Source organism: Lactobacillus sp. UMNPBX6 (assembly GCF_002553975.1).
In the GTDB taxonomy this organism is placed as follows: Bacteria; Bacillota; Bacilli; order Lactobacillales; family Lactobacillaceae; genus Lactobacillus; species Lactobacillus gallinarum.
In genome coordinates this window covers 1-16,072 of the sequence record NZ_PCZD01000041.1, presented here as the reverse complement: position 1 = coordinate 16,072, position 16,072 = coordinate 1, and the positions used below count along the sequence as shown (strand labels likewise).

Sequence of the window (16,072 nt, the reverse complement as noted above, 5' to 3'; positions counted from 1 at the left end):
GTTCAAACCAATCATACGAGAAAGGAACTCCTTTTTCTAATGTTTAAAGAAATAAATTTAAGGAATCATTCATCCTTACACAAACTATTTTACAGTCTCAAAAATAAAAATTAAATCATAAAATATAAAAAGGTTCTAAGTAATAGCAAGATATAAAAATATGTATTTGTGACATTGATACAACTAAAGTTTTGTGATCATTGTTGGAGAAATAAGAGACTGGTATAATTTATTTGTTAAATAGATAACGTTGTTAGCTCTGATAATCTTTAATAAGATTGCAGAGTTTTTTTGAGTGATATAGATTATGACAGAAAAACAAGAAGAACAAACTAAAGGTGCATTATATGCATATGATACTTTAACAAAAAAAGATAGAGAACCAGAGTGGGATAGGCTCGATAAAGCGCTACAAGATGATCGAATAACTAATATTGCAATTTCCGCGCCTTATGATACTGGAAAAAAGTAGTTTTTTGCTTAGTTATTTTTTACAACGTCGAATGCGTCAAAAAAAGTACATGTTAAAATATTTACCGAATAAATATTTTGGATATAGTGATGATTTTTATTTTAGTGATGATTTTTCTAAGCAGGATATTGACAAATATAGTAAAAAGGTACAAAGAGGAAAAGCAGATTTTCGGTTTATAAGTGTGCCTAATTTTTTTGAAGATGTTAAAGGAAATAAAAAGACAGAAGTCGAGCTGGAGAAGGATATTATTGATCAATTATTGTTAACTTCAAAGCCTATGCAATTTCCAGATTCTAGTATAAGTAGATTAGTTCAAATTAAACTACAATATATTTTTATTATTTACATGGTCTTGTGTTTTTATTTGTTATTATTAATAAACGGCAAGTTAGATTAAATAATAATCCTTTCTGGAACTTGACGGCTATAGTAATTATAGCTGTTTTGGGATTTTTTGTTTGTTATTTTGTACTCCATTTCTTTAATAAGTTAACAATGAATTTGTCTGCTAAATTTTACGTGGGAAAGACGCAAATTCAGACAAATTTAGTTCCAAAAGATGAACAAAATAATAAAGGCAATTTTGTACAGTATAATGATGAGTTAAATTACTTTTTTGATGTAACTAAAGTAAGATATGTAATTTTTGAGGATTTGGACCGCTATAATACTCCTATGATTTTTCAGAGATTGAGATCTTTGAATAAAAGGCTTAACTGGGGTAGAAATAGACCGATAGTTTTTATTTATACCTTGAAAGATTCCATTTTTGCTAATAAATCGTCCCATTTAGAGCAACTAAATTTGTTGGATTCAAATGAGGAATATAATGAAAATTATGCAGCAGAACAAAAGGCTAAATTCTTTGATTATATAATTCCTGTTTTTCCATTACACAGTTTTGAGAATAGTAGAGATGAGTTTGTAAAACAATTTCAAAATTATAAATATGATATAAATGATTTTGATAAAAGTATTTTTTATGAAATGGGAAAATATATTCATGATAAAAGAGAAATCATTAATATTTCTTCTGAATTTGATATGTATTTTAAGAAATTAGGCTTAAAAGATCTTAAAAAAGAAGTAAGCGTCTAAAAACAAAGTATATTGAAAAGGCAACCTTGTTCTGATCATCGATTGATCAGCTAAGCTGCCTTTCTTCGTTCTATTCGTGTTTTACATTTTTCCTGAACTTCTTTTGTCCATGGTAAATAAGCCGACAGATGCTCTTGGTCTGTCAGATTCTCTTCATTTGGTAATTTATCCAGCAGATACTCAATGTATTTCTCTGGATCTAGATTGTTTCTCTTGGCTGTTTCAATCAAACTCAAAATAATCGCAGAAGATTGTGCACCTTCGAAACTTTGCGAAAATAACCAATTTTTTCGGCCAATTACCAAAGTCTTGATTGCTCGTTCTGCTAGATTATTTGAAAGAACAAGTCTGCCATCAAGCAAAACATTCTTGAAAGTATCTTCATGATTAAGTGCGTAAGCAATGGCTTTGCCTAGTTTTGATCCTGGTAAAACCAAAGGCTGATTTGTTCTACACCATTTGAAGAATTCCTCAAATAGTGGCTTTAGTTTCTCTTGGCGTTTTTGATGGCGTTCTTCACTAGAAAGGTTCTCCCAAGATCTCTCTAGAGTAAACATCTGATTGCAGTAATGAACGCCTTGCTTTGATAAGGATTTTCCTTTAGTAGTGGGTGGCACTGCTTTTTTGAACTTTCTTCTAACATGAGCCCAACAACCCACTAGTGTTGCTTCAGGTAATTGTTTGTAGGCTTGCCACATATCGCAGTGCAAATATCCTGAATAATTGCCTAGGAAGTCAGTCGCAACTTGGCTGCTACGATGAGGATCATGATGATAAAGAGTTATTGGTTTCTTCTCTTGTTTACCTGATAAAAAAGTCCAGTAGTAAGTATTCTGAGTATCGCTCTCAAGGACGCAGTAACTCGTTTCATCGGCGTGAAGGACCGCTTGAATTAACAATATTTCTTTAAGTAGATTGTAAACAGGCTTGAAGTAATAGTCTGTGACCTTTATCTGCCAGTTAATCAAGTCTTGGCGATGGATAGGAAGTCCTAGCTTTTGCCAATCGTTTTCTTGATGATAAGCTGGTACTTTTAATTCATATTTTTGATAAATGGTACGAGCGATGATTGAACTTGAGCCATAGCTGTGAGCTAGTGGCGCTTTAGGAACAGGAGCTTTAATGATCTTATCTGTTTCATTATTCAAGCTGCAGTGTTCACACTTATAAGCATGCTGGATGTGATCTAATCTTTTAAGTTGAGCTGGAATAAAGACTAATTCTTTACGTGCGGGCCATGATCCGATCTCTTTAAGCTTTTCATGACAATCTGAGCAGTATTGTTCTTCTTCTGATAGCTCATGATGCACTTTTTCAGAAGGAAAAGCTTCTAAGACAACTTGTCTCTTAGCTTTATGTCTCTTACGTTTATAAGTAATAGTCTCTTCTTGGTCGTCTCCTGGGAAGTTCTCCATCTTCATCAAGGTTTGTTTCTCCAAACAAACTGGTTTGACCAGACGTAGGCATTTGTTCAGAAGATTTTCCGTATCTCTTTTGCGTTAAATACGCTACTTGTTCTCTGAGGAGAGAAATTTCTTCGGTTAAGTTGCGAATAGTTATAGCTTGTTCTTGGATGATCTTTTCTAATGTTGTTTCTGACATGATGAAATAGCCTCCTCGTTTTTCGATAGTTATAAGAATACGAAAAACTGCACGTAAAATCAATAGAAATTACGTGCAGCTGCTTCATTAATTTTCGGTTCAATCGAGAAGCCTTTCATTAGCCAGTCTACTTGCTCAGGGCCAAGTTCTCTAACTTCATCCTGGTTTTTAGGCCAGTTCATCTTGCCATTTTCGAATCTTTTATAAAGAAGCCAATAACCTTGGTCGTCCCAGTATAAAGCTTTGAATCTATCCTGGCTTCCGCCACAAAATAAGAATACCTGACCAGAAAAAGGATCAAGATTAAACTTTTCTTTCACCATACTAGCTAAAGTATCAATTCCGCGCCGCATGTCGGTTTTACCGCAAACGATGTAAACCTGACCTAAATCGGATAGATTGATCATGAAAGGACCTTGCTTAAAATCTTGTTCATAAGCTCCGGATCCATAGAACTATACAGATTTAGTTCAAGATCATCCTTTTTTAGAGCAAGCACCAGGCTGCTGCGTGACGGACGAATTTTCTTAGGTCTTTGCGGATGATTCAGAGCTACAATGGGCTGTTGCTTTTCCAGCATTTTCTTTACCTCCTAAAGTTTATGAGATAAGGATAGCTGAAAGGCAAGGGTAAAGAAAGATACCTCAGTTTTTGACGCTTACTTTTGTGCAATAAAAAATCCTGTTATGGTTTATCGTATAAATAAGCTATAACAGGGGAAACAGATCATCATTCTTTATCATAGATACATTAATCCTGATGGTTCTGAGAATATTTAGTTAAATCTAAATATCTAATCTGCAGGATTATAGAAATGTGGAATATACTGTTCATTTAATATATACATTGCTGCATTAACAGGAATCTTAAATTCTTTTCGGTCTCGAGCCCCGGCTTTTTCATAGTTCTTAGCAATACTGCAGTAGTTCCATGTGCGATTTTTTTGTCCTTTAGATAATCTAATACTAAATTCTTCTGAATCTTTCTCTGCTATAAGTTTATTACAATATTTAATTAGTCTTTCTCTTACAGATGACGTATATGTGTCATGAATACAAAAATTTTCAATTTTATTAGCTACACCTACTGTAAGTGCAGAAATCTTTTCCTTTCGCTTGTCAATATCATTAGTATTTCTAATGTCTTGTATGGCCTTTGTACTTTCTTCGGTGAGGTGACAACCATTTGCAATTTCCTTTATTGAAATATCACTTGAAAGTAATCCATCTATATCATCGATAATGTTCATAAAATTATCTCCTTCGAACTTCGTTGTATCACTTTACAATCGTATATCTTTTTAGTAAATAATAAAATAAAATGGTTGTAGTGTAAATATAGATTAAATACAAAGGATCCCATACCATGTCCCAATACTACACAAGTGGCGAATTTGCGAAGAAGGCGCATGTTTCGATTCGTACAATTCGCTATTATGATCAGAAGAATTTATTAAAGCCGGCAACGCACACTAAAGGTGGTGCACGGCTATATACAGACCAAGATTTTGCCAAGTTGCAACAGATTCTACTATTAAAGTATCTTGGCTTTTCACTTAGCGATATTCGTGAAATGACGATTGGATTAGGGGATAAGCAATTACTCCGCAATTCACTCCAGATTCAAAAGCGTCTTGCTGTAAAATACTATTTAGAAAGACCTTTGACCTAATCTTTATAGATTGGAATTAAGTTTTAACTTTATATTGGGGAGTAGAAATGAAAATTTATAAAAAAACTATTATTATTTTGATAGCAATATTATCAGTAATTTTTTTGAGTATTTCGTTTAGTAAACCAGTTCAAGCAGCTAGATGGCATAGATCAGTACCGACAGCAGTTCGTGGAAATTATCATAATGCAAAATTAAAAATTACAGTTCAAATTCAAAAAAAGAATGTATATTATATGCCTGATAACGGAGCTGCCGTTTCTCCAGCTAAAAGAATATATTCAAGAAAGTTGAGAAAAAACGTTTATCAATATAAACGGGATAGTTTCAAGAGTCCCACTATTACTTTTAAATTTGGATATAAGAATGGTCGGAAGTATTTGAGAGTACATGGAGCCTCTTCTATTTTAGATAAGTATACATACTGGAAAGTTAAGTAATTTTGTAATGAGATGAATTAATAGATGAAATGTCACATGATTGTCAGATGACAATTGCGTGGCTTTTTTTGTGTAAAAATTATTTGTTCTTCAGTATTTATAGATAGTCTGCTAATATTAATATATGAACGTAAGTTTGATATGATTTATCTAATTATCAGCTGCATTAATGATAAATACGCAAAGGGACATAATATGAATTTACAAGATTTAATAGCTAATTTTACTACTACACCATTTCTTTTTATTGGCTCAGGGATGACAAGAAGATATTTAGGATTACCTAATTGGGAGGGATTGTTAAGACATTTTGCTAAAGAAGTTTCAAATAATGAATTTGCATATAATTCTTATGTAAATAAAGTACAGTCGTCTGGAAATTCGATAAATGTGATGCCAAAAGTAGCTACTTTAATTGAAAAAGATTATAACGCTAAATGGTATGAAAATCCTAGTATCAGAACATTAAATAAGGAAACTACAGATTTAGTAAAAAATGGACTTTCTCCTTTTAAAGCAGAAATTGCTTCATACATAAAAAGCCAAGGGGATATTGTTCCAGAATATAAAAATGAAATTAGGCAACTGGAACAATTATCTGTGAAAAATATCTCAGGAGTTATAACGACTAATTATGATACTTTTGTTGAAGATCATTTTAATAACTATAAAACTTATATTGGACAGAATGAATTAATTTTTTCTGCAATTCAAGGGATCGCGGAAATATATAAAATTCATGGTTCTGTTGATAAACCTGAGAGTATTATCATAGATGAAGAAGATTATGAAGCCTTTAATAATAAAGAAGCCTACTTAGCTGCAAAATTAATGACGATTTTTGTTGAATATCCAATTATTTTTATGGGATATTCTCTTAGTGATAGCAACATTAGAAATATTATTAGTGCCATTGTTAAATGCTTGAATCAAACTCAACTTAACACGCTAAAAGACAGATTTATATTTGTAGATTATGAAGAAAATAAAAAGGGAGTAGATATAACTCCTTCTGAGGTTTCAATAGATGGGCTAACTTTATCCATGACGAAGGTAGTACTTAGTGATTATTCTCTTTTGTATGATGCTTTGGCTGAGAAGAAAGTTACAATACCAGTTCGGTTGTTAAGGCGTCTTAAACAGGATTTATATGAATATGTTATTACAAGTACTCCCACAGCTACGATACAGGTGGCGAATATAGATGATAAACGTATATCTGATGATGATTTAGCTTTGGCGATTGGAAAAGCTTCAGATCTCAGTTTGCGAGGATTAAGTGGAATAAGTAGTGATGATTGGTATCGTAATATAATTTTAGGAGATTTAGGTTGGGACGCAGATGATTTATTGAAATATGCTTTTCATAATTTATCATCGCAAAATTCTGGAAGATTACCTGTTAATAAGTTGCTTCACTTTGCTCATGGTTCATATAAGGAAGCAGAAGACACAGCTAAAAAGTACGATTTTAACGCAATAATTTCTAATACAATTAAGAAAAATCGAAAATATTGTAGATATAATAGCGTAGATGAAATCTGGAAAGCAGAACATGATGATATAGGGAAAGCTACGGAATTGTTGTCATATTTGACAGAAGATCAAATCGATGTTGATAAATTAGGACAAGTATTAAAAGAGATTTTTGATAATGATAGAAATATATTACAAGATTCTAAATCCCCAGTAAGAACAAATATTAGGCGATTAATTAGAATATATGACTGTTTAAAGTGGAGAAGATAAAACGAAAAAGCCCCATAGTTAAAGCGCCTAATAAACTAGACACCCCCTATGGGACCTTTTCAGTAATTATCATATTAACACGATGTACCTAATATAATAAGCAACTAACAGACTAGTTACCCTTATATCAAGCCCATCTTTACACTTATTATATCAAATTTAATTAGCAATATCCAAAAATGCTAAAACTAACTTTACAAGTGTAGTATTTTTAATAAGAGAAATTTTTATGAGAAAATTAGTAATATTAGGGAACGGAATAGATTTAAATTTCGGATTACATAGTAGTTTTAAAGATTATTTTGAGAGTAATGACGCACCTCAGAAACTAAAAAGATTAATAGAATTAGACGGTAAAGAAAATTGGTATAATTTAGAAAATTTTATTATGAAAATGTCTTCAACGCGACTTGATGGTAATAGTACCATAATGGAACATCCAGGAGTGTATCATGAAACATACTATAGATTAATACCTCAAATGTATTTAATTCAGAAAAGTCTCATTAAATATTTAAAGCATGAGGAAGAGCATGTAGAAAAGGGGTGTTTTTCAAAAAATGTAAGAAAATACTTAGAATCAGCTAGTTCTATTATTAATTTTAACTATACTGACATAACTACTGATTCGTATAAAATTCCTAGACAAAAAATATACCATGTTCATGGTTCATTAAAGGAAAAATATATCATTCTAGGTAATGCAAATGAAAATTTAGTTGAAGGAGTACCAAACTATTACAGAATTTTTTCTAAACCATATTTAAGAGATATTTTAGACCTGAAAAGATATTTAGGTAAAAAATATTTACATAAAATCGATATATTTAATAGATTTAAAACTTATGATGCATATTATTATAGCCAATATAAATTGTCTCCATATTTAATTGAGCCAGAAGTATATCAAATTCTTTGCTCTATGAGTAATTACTATGATGAAAATAGTAAATATTTTTATGATAAAAAATTTGATCTTTTTAAAGGTGTGAGAAAAGAAGACTTTCGAAGAATAGAACAAATTTTGTTAAAAACGCAACAAAACAAAGACTTTTTTACCGGTTTTATAGATTATTTAGTAGATAATTGTTTTAGACCATTTAAGATTAAATTACCAATTAAGCCAGAAGAAAATAATATACCAGAATATTATGCATTCCCAGAAGAATTTGATGAAATTACAATAATTGGCCATTCTTTACAATCAGATAAAGAACTAATTGCTGATTTGATAAGAGCCTGTATAAATCTAAAGAAAATTAATATTTTTCGATTTAACGGTGAAGAAAAGCAAAACTTAAATATTTTACTTAAATATAATGATTTGGATGAAAATATAGTTGTGAATGAAATAGAATATTAGGCATTTAATGATAAAAGGATAATTATCATGTCCCAATACTACACAAGTGGCGAGTTTGCGAAGAAGGCGCATGTTTCAATTCGTACAATTCGCTATTATGATCAGAAGAATTTATTAAAGCCAGCAACGCACACTAAAGGTGGTGCACGGCTATATACCGATCAAGATTTTGCCAAGTTGCAACAGATTCTACTATTAAAGTATCTTGGTTTTTCACTCAGCGATATTCGTGAAATGACGATTGGATCAGGGGATAAGCAATTACTTCGCAATTCACTCCAGATTCAAAAGCGTCTTGCCGAAGAACGACTTGAAGAGATGAAGAATGTGGTGAATGCCATTGACTCAACTAGTCAGGCACTAGATCGCAATGATCAAGTTGATTGGTCGAAGATGCTTAACTTGATTCATTTAACTTCAATGAATCAATCGCTCAGTATGCAGTATAAGAACGCTACGAATATTTCTGCCCGCATTCGTTTGCACCGTGATTATTCTGTTAATAAGGAAGGCTGGTTCCCGTGGCTATTTAGTAACTTACACCTTAAGTCGGGAATGAAGGTGCTTGAACTTGGTGCAGGTAATGGTGCGTTATGGTCACAGAATATTGATAAGGTGCCAGCTGGCGTGAATATTATTTTGTCAGATATCTCGGAAGGGATGTTGGCTGATGCTAAGAATGAGATTGGTGATAAGCCTGAATTTCAATATGCTGTGATTGATGCGCAGAAGATTCCTTTTGCTGACAATACCTTTGATCTGGTGATTGCTAATCATATGCTGTTTTACTGTGATGATATTTCGAAGGCTTTGTCCGAAATTCGCCGCGTGCTCAAGCCTGCTGCATCCCTCGTGTGCAGCACATACTCCAAGCGCCACATGCGCGAGATCACCGATCTAGTCCAGAGCTTCAATTCCAACATCGTTTTATCATCCACCAACTTGTACGAGCGCTTCGGCCTAGATAACGGCAAACAGATCTTGAGTAAGTTCTTTAACGACGTCACCTGCAAGAAGTACCACGACGCCATCGAAATCTCCGAAGCAACGCCGATTATTTCATATATTCTTTCCTGTCACGGCAACCAGAACGAGATCCTGCTTAACCACTACCAAGAATTTAAACAATATGTTGAGCAGAAGGTTAGCGGCGGCTTCAGCATCACTAAAGATGCTGGCTTTTTTACTGCTAGAAAATAATTTGGATAATTTATTTTTTACCCTTGAAGATGACGTTACGTAAGGTAATATAATCTATGTGAATCAAAGTATTAAGTCGGAGGAATTATATGAAAGTTATCGTTACTGGAGGAGCCGGTTTTATCGGTTCTAACTTCATCTTCTATATGATGAAGAAGCATCCTGATTATGACATTATTTGTTTGGATAGTTTAACTTACGCAGGTAACTTATCTACCTTGAAGAGCGTAATGGACGACCCTCACTTCAAGTTCGTTAAGTTAGACATCCGCGATCGCGATGGTGTTTACAAGTTATTCGAAGAAGAAAAGCCAGATGTAGTGGTTAACTTCGCTGCAGAAAGCCACGTTGACCGATCAATCGAAAATCCAGAGATTTTCCTTGAAACCAACATTATTGGTACTTCAGTCTTGATGGATGCATGTCGCAAGTACGGCATCAAACGATTCCACCAAGTTTCAACTGATGAAGTTTATGGTGATTTACCACTTGATCGTCCAGATTTATTCTTCCATGAAGATACACCACTTCACACTTCAAGCCCATACTCATCAAGCAAGGCTAGTGCAGACTTATTAGTTGGTGCATATGGCAGAACCTACAACTTGCCAGTAACTATTTCACGTTGCTCTAACAACTACGGCCCATATCAATTTCCAGAGAAGTTGATTCCATTAATGATCCAAAGAGCTTTGAACAATGAAAAGTTGCCTGTATATGGTGATGGTGAAAATGTCCGTGACTGGCTTTACGTTGAAGACCACTGCAAGGCTATTGATTTGATCCTTGAAAAGGGTACACCAGGTGAAGTCTACAACATTGGTGGTCACAACGAAATGCACAACATTGACATCGTTAAGTTGATCTGTGACTACTTAGATAAGCCTTACTCATTAATTGAACACGTTACTGACCGTAAGGGTCACGACCGTCGTTACGCTATTGATCCAGACAAGATTCATAACGAATTAGGTTGGCTTCCAGAAACCATGTTCAAAGACGGTATCAAGAAGACTATTCAATGGTATCTCGATAACAAAGAATGGTGGGAAAACATCATTTCTGGCGATTACCAAAACTACTACAAAGAAATGTATGGCAACAGAAAGGTTTTAGACAAGGACTAAAAAATGAAGGGCATTATTTTAGCGGGTGGTTCAGGCACCCGTCTTTATCCATTAACTTTAGTAACTAGCAAGCAATTATTGCCTGTCTATGACAAGCCGATGATTTATTATCCTTTATCAACTCTCATGCTTGCAGGGATTAAGGATATTTTGATCATTTCTACACCAGCTGATACTCCTCGTTTCAAGGAATTGCTGGGTGATGGTTCACAATTTGGCGTTAAGTTGAGCTATAAGGTACAACCTACTCCAGATGGCTTGGCTCAAGCATTTACTTTAGGTAAAGACTTCATTAATGGCGAACCTTGTGCCATGATTTTAGGCGACAATATCTTTTACGGCAATGGATTTACTAAGTTGCTTAAGGATGCAACTGCTGATGCACAAAAAGGCAAGGCAACCGTCTTTGGCTATTACGTTAACGATCCAGAACGTTTTGGTGTGGTTGATTTTGATAAGAATGGCAAGGCAATTTCTATTGAAGAAAAGCCAGCACATCCTAAGAGTAACTACGCTGTAACGGGTCTTTACTTCTACCCAGCTGGTGTTAGTGAAAAGGCTGCACAAGTTAAACCAAGTGCTCGTGGTGAAGTAGAAATCACCAGCTTGAATGAAATGTACTTGAATGAAGACAACTTGAACGTTCAACTTCTTGGTCGTGGTTATGCTTGGCTTGATACTGGTACAATGCAAAGCTTGGTAGATGCAAGTAACTTCGTTAAGATGACTGAAGAACGTCAAAGTGTAGCAATTTCAGCTCCTGAAGAGATTGCATATATCCACAAGTGGATTGATAAGGATCAATTGCTTGAAGCTGCAAAGCACTATGGCAAGAGTCCATATGGAAAACACTTGAAGTCAGTTGCAGAAGGTAAATTACGTTATTAATTTTTAATAAGGGAGAAAAATAATGGGACAAATTAAAGTTGAAAAGAATGTCGGCGGTATTGAAGGTTTAGCTGTTATCACCCCAACTGTTCACGGTGATGATCGTGGCTACTTCATGGAAACTTTTAACCAAAGAGACATGATGGAAGCCGGCTTTAGCATTAACTTCGTGCAAGATAACCAATCAAGTTCAACTAAGGGTGTTCTTCGTGGCTTGCACTTTCAAAAGCATTACCCACAAATTAAGTTGGTTCGTGCTGTTCGCGGTAGCGTATTCGATGTTGCTGTTGACCTTAGAAGCAACTCAAAGACTTATGGTAAGTGGTACGGTGTTGAATTAACTGCTGAAAACAAGAAGCAATTCTTAATCCCACAAGGTTTTGCACACGGCTTCCTTGTATTAAGTGACGAAGCAGAATTCTGCTACAAGGTTAACGACTTCTGGCACCCAAACGATGAAGGTGGTATGGCTTGGAACGATCCTGAAATTGGTATTAAGTGGCCACATGTTAAGGGTGATTACCCAGGTAGCGCTAGTGCTGAAGGCTACACTTTAGATGACGGCACTAAGTTGAACTTGGCAGAACGTGACCAAGAATGGGTTGGCTTAAAGGATACTTTCAAGTTTTAATTAGTGAGGTAAATTGATGAAAGTTTTTGTAACTGGCGTTAATGGTCAACTTGGCCATGACGTGATGAATGAACTTGCTAAGCGCGGTTACGAGGGCGTTGGTTCAGACTTAGCTCCTGAATATGCTGGCGTTAATGATGGCAGTGCTGTTACCAAGATGCCATACGTTTCTTTAGACATCACCGATGCAGATGCAGTTGATAAGGTAATCACTGAAGTAAATCCAGATGTGATTGTTCACTGTGCTGCTTGGACTGCTGTTGATATGGCTGAAGATGATGACAAGGTTGAAGCTGTCCGGATGGTTAACGTTGGCGGTACGCAAAATATTGCTAATGTAGCCAAGAAGTTAGATGTTCCAATGGTTTACCTTTCAACCGATTATGTATTTGACGGTCAAGGCACCAAGCCATGGGAACCTGACTTCAAGGGTTACAAGCCATTGAACGTTTATGGTGAAACAAAGTTAGGCGGTGAAAAGGCTGTTGCCGATACTTTGGACAAATACTTTATCGTGCGTATCGCTTGGGTATTTGGCATTAACGGTCACAACTTTATTAAGACTATGCTTAAGGTTGGTGCTACTCATGATGAGGTTAAGGTGGTTAACGACCAAATTGGTACGCCAACTTACACCTTTGACTTGGCTCGTCTGCTTGTAGATATGATCGAGACTGATAAGTACGGTTATTACCACGCAACCAATTCTGAATTACCAGCAACCGAAAGCGGTTATGATGAAAATGGCACTAAGACCGGCTACATTTCTTGGTACGACTTTACCAAGGAAATCTACCGGCAAGCTGGTTACGACACCAAGGTAACGCCAGTTACCACTGCCGAATATGGTTTGTCCAAAGCAGTTCGTCCATTCAACTCACGTTTAGATAAGAGCAAGTTGGTAGAGAACGGCTTTAAGCCATTGCCTGTTTGGCCTGATGCGGTTAAGAGGTACCTCGAAATTTTGAAGAAGCAAGGTTTCTTTGATGAGTTGGGTAAGTAATTGGATAGATGAGGAAGGAAGCATCCCTGTGGGGATGCTTTTTTTGTTTTGCTACTATATTTGTGCATATTGTTATAATTTAGATGTTGTTGAGATGTGAGTCTAGTAATATCTGGATTGAGTTTTCTAAATTTTGTTTGATATGGATATTTAAGGGAATACAAGATGAAAAATAGTAATTGGAATTATTTGTCAGATGAGTATATTACATCGTTATTGGTTGGTGACACTCCTGTAACTTATAAAAATGATATATTTCCAGAACGATCAAAGTATAATTCATTTATTGATATTAAAATGCCTGAGCTGTGTGAGGATCAAATTAAGAGGTTGAGTGAAAAAGTAGGAATAAAAGATGTGATTACTGGAGATACTTCGCAGAGTTTGTCTCAACTTATCCAAGCGTGTAATGGTGATGAACAAAAAATCAAAGAAATTTTGAAATATATTTTTAGTAAAGAAAATTTTGAAGATTTATATGATAATCCTAATATTAGTTCGTTAGATGAGTTTAAAAAGATCAGATCGGAAATTTGCCGCAACGTTATTAAGGAAATAAATACAAAATTGTATTTTTATGATTGCAAACTAATGATCAATTATGATGGTTTAGATTTAATTCAAACCGATGAAAATTGGGTTAATGAATTAATTCTGAGTATACCCGATATGGATAATATAGATGCATTTCAAATCAGTGATTCATATAAAAAGATAAGTGAAGATATAAATAAAGGTGACAACACAGGTGCTGTTACTCAAGCTAGAACTTTACTTGAAGGAACTTTAAAATATGCAATAAGTAAACAAAATAAAGAATTGACGGGAAAAGATAAACTGCCACAATTGTTTAAAACCTTTAAACATCTTTATTTAAAAGATAATATATCAAATCCGGAACTTAGAAGTTATGTAGAACAATTATATGGAGGAATGAGTGGAGCAATTCTGGCAATTGCAGCTATTAGGAATAAATTTGGGGATGCACATGCTGCCGACGATGTAGAAGAACTTACTAAGGAAAATATTCATTTTATTGTAAATGCTAGCCTTAGTTTGTGTGATTTTATTTTAGAAGTATGTAAGAAAAAATAAATAGGATGTTATAGATTATGGAAGACATTGATCATTTTTATTCTAGAATTATAAATTGGGATAACCTAATACAAAGAGGATATTTCAATATTACCAAAGATAAAGGCTATAGAGATCTATATAGTCTTTTAAATAACCCATATGCTAAATACGATTCATTATTTGCAGGATATTTTAATCTGAAAGGTTTGATTGAAAATAAGACTGCATATCAGTTTGTAAAAGATAGCATTCAAAATCTAAAACTAGTTAAAAAGAATCACAAAATTAATTCATCAATTAAACCAACAACCCCTATTTTATATACCATCCCTAAAGACTCTAATGTGCGAAGATCTTTAAAGTATCCTAATTTTTATTCATATTGTATTTTGGTTAATGAGATAACCAAGGATATTAATAAAGAGAAGATAATATGGCAATTAAAGAATGATAAGCATAGCATGTCAAAATTTTTTACTTACAAACCTTATGACTTTGAAGTTACTCATAGGATGCAAGATTATATTTTAGTAGGTCATTCCTATTTTTTTAAAACTGATTTTTCTACCTTTTATCATTCATTTTATACACATGCACTTGCTTGGCTAATAGAGAAAAAAGATAATGCTAAAAAACATCGTGATTTGACATATTTCGGCAATATGATTGATAAATTAATAGAGTTTGAACAGGATGGTGAAACTCATGGGGTACCTACTGGAAACTTAGTTACTTAAACTTCCCACTTGCAAAAGTGGGCTTGTACCTTGAAAATTCAATAGTTTAGCCAATAAAAAAGCACAAGGCCTTTGTTCGCTTGATATAATTTAGTCAACCACAACATCATCAATATCAAACGAAAGGCTTGTGCTATGTCTAGTTTACCATCATTCGATACTGAAAATGAACCTAAAATCGCCCGTTCTGTTGAAAAGTTCTTCAAGGACTACAAAGTTATGGAGCTTCTCCGTAGATGTGGGCTCCGCAAGTCCAAAGGAATCCCACTTTGGTCGATCCTTTCATACATCTTCAGTAATGTGTTTCGAGACAGAAGCATGTACATGCAACAGAAGTCTGGCAAGTGTACTGCTGGCTTCTCCAAAAACACCTACTATCGATTCATGCAGAACCCACATATCAACTGGCTCCGCTTCACTATTCTGCTAGCTGAGAAGATCGTCAATGGGCATCTGAAAGATCTGACCTCTGACCAACGTGCCGATTGCTTCGTCTTTGACGATTCGCTCTACTCCAGAACTGGATACAAGAAGACTGAGCTGGCTGCCAAAGTATTCGACCACGTTTCGATGACCTACAAGAAGGGCTTTCGGATGATGACCATGGGTTGGACTGATGGATCCTCCTTCGTCCCAATCGCTTCATCTCTCTTGTCCTCAAAGAATGATCAGAATGTCATCGGGACAACCAAGAAGATCGACAAGCGCACAATCGCGGCCAAAAGACGAATTATGGCCCAATCAAAGGGGACCGATGTAGTTATCCAGCTACTCGATCAAGCCTTGAAAGCAGGGCTCACTGCCAAGTACGTCATGTTTGACACTTGGTTCTCCAATCCTCATCAGATTGTCCAAATCAGTCAACGTGGTTTGAACGTAATCGCCATGGTGAAGAAAAGCTCCAAGATCACATACGAGTTCGAAGGAAAGCGGATGAACGTCAAGCAGATCTTCAACGCATGCAAGAAGCGTCGAGGTCGTTCAAGATATCTCCTGTCCGTCCCTGTAAAG

19 protein-coding genes and 1 pseudogene are annotated in these 16,072 nt (G+C 34.9%); 15 read left to right on the top strand and 5 right to left on the bottom strand.

What is annotated here, in order from left to right:
- The first annotated feature begins 307 nt into the window (after positions 1–307).
- From CP357_RS10235 to CP357_RS07350, 3 genes are read left to right on the top strand one after another with little or no spacing between them, the layout of a single operon-like run.
- Positions 308–472, top strand: a complete 165-nt coding sequence (locus tag CP357_RS10235) for a hypothetical protein (protein WP_158227261.1) — start codon at positions 308–310, stop codon at positions 470–472.
- A 4-nt stretch (positions 473–476) separates the two neighbouring features.
- Positions 477–872, top strand: a complete 396-nt coding sequence (locus tag CP357_RS07355; protein ID WP_158227529.1) for a hypothetical protein — start codon at positions 477–479, stop codon at positions 870–872.
- Positions 830–1,573, top strand: coding sequence for a hypothetical protein (locus CP357_RS07350; RefSeq protein ID WP_098036951.1), 744 nt, complete (start codon positions 830–832; stop codon positions 1,571–1,573). The genes CP357_RS07355 and CP357_RS07350 overlap by 43 nt, the downstream gene beginning before the upstream one ends.
- A 50-nt stretch (positions 1,574–1,623) precedes the next feature.
- Here the strand turns inward: CP357_RS07350 and CP357_RS07345 are convergent, their stop codons facing one another.
- The 5 genes from CP357_RS07345 to CP357_RS07330 form a co-directional block, all read right to left on the bottom strand.
- The gene (locus CP357_RS07345) at positions 1,624–2,994 is read right to left on the bottom strand and encodes an IS66 family transposase (RefSeq protein WP_098036950.1); all 1,371 of its coding nucleotides are present in this window, start codon (positions 2,992–2,994) and stop codon (positions 1,624–1,626) included.
- Positions 2,942–3,175: an IS66 family transposase gene (locus tag CP357_RS07340; protein WP_098036949.1), complete on the bottom strand. Its 234-nt coding sequence runs from the start codon at positions 3,173–3,175 to the stop codon at positions 2,942–2,944. Before CP357_RS07340 ends, CP357_RS07345 begins: the two co-directional genes overlap by 53 nt.
- 59 nt (positions 3,176–3,234) lie before the next feature.
- On the bottom strand, positions 3,235–3,582 hold the full coding sequence (gene tnpB / locus CP357_RS07335; protein WP_098036948.1) for an IS66 family insertion sequence element accessory protein TnpB: 348 nt from the start codon (positions 3,580–3,582) through the stop codon (positions 3,235–3,237).
- A complete protein-coding gene (locus CP357_RS10355; RefSeq protein ID WP_169301647.1) occupies positions 3,579–3,755 on the bottom strand; it encodes a hypothetical protein in 177 nt (58 codons plus the stop codon). The genes tnpB and CP357_RS10355 overlap by 4 nt, the downstream gene beginning before the upstream one ends.
- A 213-nt stretch (positions 3,756–3,968) precedes the next feature.
- On the bottom strand, positions 3,969–4,424 hold the full coding sequence (locus CP357_RS07330; RefSeq protein WP_098036947.1) for a hypothetical protein: 456 nt from the start codon (positions 4,422–4,424) through the stop codon (positions 3,969–3,971).
- Between the two features lie 116 nt (positions 4,425–4,540).
- Here CP357_RS07330 and CP357_RS07325 point away from each other — a divergent pair.
- The 12 genes and pseudogenes from CP357_RS07325 to CP357_RS07270 all read left to right on the top strand — a co-directional run.
- A pseudogene (locus CP357_RS07325) lies at positions 4,541–4,810 on the top strand (MerR family transcriptional regulator); the annotation flags it as partial.
- A gap of 83 nt (positions 4,811–4,893) precedes the next feature.
- Entirely contained in the window at positions 4,894–5,286 is a 393-nt protein-coding gene (locus CP357_RS07320) for a hypothetical protein (RefSeq protein WP_056940735.1), read from the top strand.
- 195 nt (positions 5,287–5,481) lie between these two features.
- A complete protein-coding gene (locus tag CP357_RS07315; RefSeq protein ID WP_098036946.1) occupies positions 5,482–7,035 on the top strand; it encodes an SIR2 family protein in 1,554 nt (517 codons plus the stop codon).
- Between the two features lie 229 nt (positions 7,036–7,264).
- On the top strand, positions 7,265–8,398 hold the full coding sequence (locus tag CP357_RS07310) for an AbiH family protein (protein ID WP_098036945.1): 1,134 nt from the start codon (positions 7,265–7,267) through the stop codon (positions 8,396–8,398).
- A 27-nt stretch (positions 8,399–8,425) separates the two neighbouring features.
- Entirely contained in the window at positions 8,426–9,598 is a 1,173-nt protein-coding gene (locus tag CP357_RS07305) for a MerR family transcriptional regulator (protein ID WP_098036944.1), read from the top strand.
- An 89-nt stretch (positions 9,599–9,687) separates the two neighbouring features.
- Positions 9,688–10,725, top strand: a complete 1,038-nt coding sequence (gene rfbB / locus CP357_RS07300; protein WP_098036943.1) for a dTDP-glucose 4,6-dehydratase — start codon at positions 9,688–9,690, stop codon at positions 10,723–10,725.
- A gap of 3 nt (positions 10,726–10,728) precedes the next feature.
- Positions 10,729–11,613 carry a glucose-1-phosphate thymidylyltransferase RfbA gene (gene rfbA, locus CP357_RS07295; RefSeq protein WP_089147671.1) on the top strand — a complete coding sequence of 295 codons (885 nt, stop codon included), beginning with the start codon at positions 10,729–10,731 and terminating at the stop codon, positions 11,611–11,613.
- Between the two features lie 22 nt (positions 11,614–11,635).
- The gene (gene rfbC, locus CP357_RS07290) at positions 11,636–12,244 is read left to right on the top strand and encodes a dTDP-4-dehydrorhamnose 3,5-epimerase (protein ID WP_098036942.1); all 609 of its coding nucleotides are present in this window, start codon (positions 11,636–11,638) and stop codon (positions 12,242–12,244) included.
- 16 nt (positions 12,245–12,260) lie between these two features.
- A complete protein-coding gene (gene rfbD / locus CP357_RS07285) occupies positions 12,261–13,247 on the top strand; it encodes a dTDP-4-dehydrorhamnose reductase (RefSeq protein WP_098036941.1) in 987 nt (328 codons plus the stop codon).
- Between the two features lie 165 nt (positions 13,248–13,412).
- Positions 13,413–14,342: an abortive infection family protein gene (locus CP357_RS07280; RefSeq protein ID WP_098036940.1), complete on the top strand. Its 930-nt coding sequence runs from the start codon at positions 13,413–13,415 to the stop codon at positions 14,340–14,342.
- A 17-nt stretch (positions 14,343–14,359) separates the two neighbouring features.
- Positions 14,360–15,061 (top strand): hypothetical protein, encoded by a 702-nt coding sequence (locus CP357_RS07275; protein ID WP_098036939.1) that lies wholly within the window; start codon positions 14,360–14,362, stop codon positions 15,059–15,061.
- A gap of 135 nt (positions 15,062–15,196) precedes the next feature.
- The coding region (locus CP357_RS07270; protein WP_143468736.1) for a transposase at positions 15,197–16,072 on the top strand (876 nt) is incomplete at its 3' end.

Excerpts from the sequence above, each read along its gene's own strand:
- CP357_RS07275 (WP_098036939.1), top strand. The coding sequence starts at position 14,360 with ATGGAAGACATTGATCATTTTTATTCTAGAATTATAAATTGGGATAAC.
- CP357_RS07320 (WP_056940735.1), top strand. The coding sequence starts at position 4,894 with ATGAAAATTTATAAAAAAACTATTATTATTTTGATAGCAATATTATCA.
- CP357_RS10235 (WP_158227261.1), top strand. The coding sequence starts at position 308 with ATGACAGAAAAACAAGAAGAACAAACTAAAGGTGCATTATATGCATAT.
- rfbA (WP_089147671.1), top strand. The coding sequence starts at position 10,729 with ATGAAGGGCATTATTTTAGCGGGTGGTTCAGGCACCCGTCTTTATCCA.
- CP357_RS07345 (WP_098036950.1), bottom strand. The coding sequence starts at position 2,994 with ATGAAGATGGAGAACTTCCCAGGAGACGACCAAGAAGAGACTATTACT.
- tnpB (WP_098036948.1), bottom strand. The coding sequence starts at position 3,582 with ATGATCAATCTATCCGATTTAGGTCAGGTTTACATCGTTTGCGGTAAA.
- CP357_RS07305 (WP_098036944.1), top strand. The coding sequence starts at position 8,426 with ATGTCCCAATACTACACAAGTGGCGAGTTTGCGAAGAAGGCGCATGTT.
- CP357_RS10355 (WP_169301647.1), bottom strand. The coding sequence starts at position 3,755 with ATGCTGGAAAAGCAACAGCCCATTGTAGCTCTGAATCATCCGCAAAGA.
- CP357_RS07310 (WP_098036945.1), top strand. The coding sequence starts at position 7,265 with ATGAGAAAATTAGTAATATTAGGGAACGGAATAGATTTAAATTTCGGA.
- rfbC (WP_098036942.1), top strand. The coding sequence starts at position 11,636 with ATGGGACAAATTAAAGTTGAAAAGAATGTCGGCGGTATTGAAGGTTTA.
- rfbB (WP_098036943.1), top strand. The coding sequence starts at position 9,688 with ATGAAAGTTATCGTTACTGGAGGAGCCGGTTTTATCGGTTCTAACTTC.
- CP357_RS07315 (WP_098036946.1), top strand. The coding sequence starts at position 5,482 with ATGAATTTACAAGATTTAATAGCTAATTTTACTACTACACCATTTCTT.
- rfbD (WP_098036941.1), top strand. The coding sequence starts at position 12,261 with ATGAAAGTTTTTGTAACTGGCGTTAATGGTCAACTTGGCCATGACGTG.
- CP357_RS07330 (WP_098036947.1), bottom strand. The coding sequence starts at position 4,424 with ATGAACATTATCGATGATATAGATGGATTACTTTCAAGTGATATTTCA.
- CP357_RS07340 (WP_098036949.1), bottom strand. The coding sequence starts at position 3,175 with ATGTCAGAAACAACATTAGAAAAGATCATCCAAGAACAAGCTATAACT.
- CP357_RS07280 (WP_098036940.1), top strand. The coding sequence starts at position 13,413 with ATGAAAAATAGTAATTGGAATTATTTGTCAGATGAGTATATTACATCG.